This window comes from Helicobacter sp. MIT 14-3879, assembly GCF_003364125.1.
In genome coordinates this window covers 1-3,188 of the sequence record NZ_NXLP01000109.1, presented here as the reverse complement: position 1 = coordinate 3,188, position 3,188 = coordinate 1, and the positions used below count along the sequence as shown (strand labels likewise).

Annotated in this window: 2 protein-coding genes and 1 pseudogene; all 3 read right to left on the bottom strand. The window is 35.8% G+C overall.

Features of this window, described 5'->3' with window-relative positions; translation table 11 throughout:
- Window positions 1-143 precede the first annotated feature (143 nt).
- Window positions 144-1,790 carry an SEL1-like repeat protein gene (locus CQA44_RS11635; RefSeq protein ID WP_115547376.1) on the bottom strand — a complete coding sequence of 549 codons (1,647 nt, stop codon included), beginning with the start codon at window positions 1,788-1,790 and terminating at the stop codon, window positions 144-146.
- A gap of 92 nt (window positions 1,791-1,882) precedes the next feature.
- Complete coding sequence (locus tag CQA44_RS11630; RefSeq protein WP_115547375.1) at window positions 1,883-3,004, bottom strand: HlyD family efflux transporter periplasmic adaptor subunit; 1,122 nt, start codon at window positions 3,002-3,004, stop codon at window positions 1,883-1,885.
- Window positions 2,998-3,188: pseudogene (locus tag CQA44_RS12780) on the bottom strand (hypothetical protein); the annotation flags it as partial. The pseudogene CQA44_RS12780 and the gene CQA44_RS11630, both read right to left, overlap by 7 nt.

Here is a 3,188-nt window from a genome sequence, read left to right as displayed (position 1 = left end):
TTATTACACTTTGATTTTCTTCTAAACCATCTATAATCTCATAAAATTTTGTCCCTAGAATTCTTTTAGCTTCTATTTCTTGAGGAATAAAATCTCCTTATATATTTTTTATGTATCCTTATCTCACCTCACAATACCTTCAATCACTTTAGTTTTTGTTGCAAGTTATTGTAATGGGTGCAAGCAATATCTAGCTCATTATCACAGGCTTTTTTATAATAGAGCAATGCTTTGGTGGTGTTGATTTTACTTTTATTTCCTGCGCCAAGTTCATACATTCCTCCTGCACTATGACACGCGACATTAATAATATTCTTTAAGTTATCATGGCAATTGTAAATATAGGCTGCATCAGAAGGAAGACTATCAACTGCCTTACAGGACGTAGCGATATTACCCTCACAAGCTTGCACAATGTGCTTGAGCGCACTATCAAAGTCTCTATTAAGCCCTCCTAATCCCTGCACTTCCCATAAGCCTAGCTGATAACAACTATTCAGATCATTCAAAGCACAGCCTCTCTGTAATAATGCCGCTGCTTTGGTGTGATTCTTATTTACTCCATTCATTCCGTGATAATAATAGAATGAAAGATTCCCACATGCCATACCTATTCCTTCATTGCAATGTTCTTGAAACTGTAGAGCATATTCGTTGAGCTTCTCTTCTTGGTTGAGCTTGTTTAAAAGCTTGAGATTCTCACAACCTGCGTTAAATTTATAATTACAAGCAGTTTGAGCGTATGATATTGCGCGCTTGATGTCTTGAGAGACTCCCTGTGCGTGTTCATAGATAATAGAGAGATGATAACATCCTCCACCATCGCCTATTTGGCAAGATTGTTCAAAATATTTTCTTGCATTTTTTAAGTCCTTTTTGTCAAATTTATAGCTTGCACCAAGAGCACGGCAACCAAAGCTTGACTTTATGCTGCATGCCTTAGAGGCATAAGAGTACAAAAGAGCGCGTTTGGAATCTGAAATCTCTTCAAAGCTCCCCTCCCAAATCTCACTAATGGCGATTTCACAGGCTTGTTTCTGTGTGGCAGTGTTTGTAGAGTGTTGCACACAGATTCTACCATAATGAGATTCTTTCTCGAAGTTAGGGAGAGGTTCTTTAGAGGCTTTTGTGATATGTTCAATATAATCCCATTCCACTAAACCATTCTCTAAATTGACAATGCTAAAGATGAAGTGATATTGCACAACATTGAGTTTGCCCTGTTTGCTTGTATCGTTAGTAATCCTCCCACTTAGACTGTACTTAGGGGCAATGAGCATGCCCTTAGGGATAATGTCGCTAAATTTCTCGCTATTGCGCTTGGCACGGATTTTATCGAGCATAGGGTCAGCATTGAAAGCATTACCCGCGATAGCAGAAGTGAGTACAAAATGTTGAGAATCCTGTATGTCGCGCAAAAGTAGGCGAGCTAGGAGTTGAATATCAATATCAAAATCACTCAAATTATTAAAATCTGAAATGGCTAGGACTTTTGGCTTTGTGCCTGAATCTGTTTGAGAATCTTGCACAAATTTTGATTCCATCAAATTAGCTGCACCCAGAGAACTCACTTGAGAAATATTTTCATAGCTAAGATGAAAGGGAGTGGTTTGAGAAGTGTGAGGGGTAGATTCTATAGAATTTGTGGGTGCAGCAAGAGTTTGAGAGAGAATATTAGAAATAAAAAACAAGAGCAATAAAATTAAGGGGGCATGAAAGATTAAACGATTATTGTGTTTGTTGGTCAGCAATCTTTTTTCTAAAAGACACAATCGCAAAATATCTAGCATAAATACTCCTTAGATGTTTCATAATATATTTTTATGTATCCTAGTTTAAGGTCAGCTTTTTATGAAAGAATATTACAATGTCTATAAAAATATTATTCAAACCAACCATTATTTTGTGCGTCTGAATCTACTACAAATAAGGCGTCCTTTATTACACTTTGATTTTCTTCTAAACCATCTATAATCTCATAAAATTTTGTCCCTAGAATTCTTTTAGCTTCTATTTCTTGAGGAATAAAATCTCCTTCATCATTAATAAATACAAAATGCTTGCCGTTCTTAAAAAGTACTGCATTTTGCGGTAAGACAAGTCTCTCTTTTGGTGGAGATTCTATATAAACTTGCACAAAAGCATTAGGAAAAAATTTTAAATCAGGATTGCGAAGAATAAAACGTGCTTGAATAAAATTATCTACTACATTAGGATAGACTTTATCGAATGTTATCTCTATTTTTCCTTGATACCCTTCAATGATTGCGTGTGCTATATTGTTATTCTGACGAATAAAGGCTAAATCTTCTTGATTGATATTGGCAATAACCCAAAGTGTGCTAATATTTATGAGCTGAAATATTTCTTCTCCTTTTTTGACGCCACTGCCCTTATTAACATTCTTGATGAATACTAAGCTGTCAAAGGGTGCATAGAAAGTAATGGCATTCATGATTCTGCGCGTGTTTCTAAGTTTGGCGATTTCTTGAGAATCTACTCCTAATAGCAAGAGTTTTTGTTGGGCTAAATGTGAATAGGGTAGGGTAGCGAGGAACTCACTTTGGGCATCAATAATTTCTGGTGAGTAAAAAGAAAAAAGTGCCTCTCTTGCCTTAACTTGTGCATAAGTTTGTGTTACAAATAGATTTTCAATAAATCCATCTGCACGTACACTAAGACTATATATTTTGCTTTCATCTTCTTTGAGTGTGCCATAATATCGTCTAGAATCTGCTATTGTTTGCTTACTTACATGGGTGGTAGGAAAAGAAAATATGTCTTGTTTTTTATGTGGCTTTTGTGTTGTGTCTGTTTGTGTTGTTTGGTTTTGTTTTTGATGAGAATATTCTTTGTTAAGAGGGAGTTTTGTTGTTTCATTAGGGTTTTGCGCTTGTTGAGAATCTGATTGGGTGGTATTCATACGGGTGTCATGATTGTGAGCATTAATGTACAACGTTGCAACAAATAATAAACCAACACAAAGGCTAAGAATCTTTACCATATTTTTCCTTTAAGGCTTTGTAAATTATAATACGTTATAGCGATGTCTGAAAGAGTTTGCAAACGCAAAATCTCAACTTCTATTTGTTCATTTAGGGCGGTATAAAACTCCAAAAATGCGCCACTTTGGCTCGTAGCATGATGTTGATACAGGTTGATAATCTTCTTATTGGCTGGTATGAGTG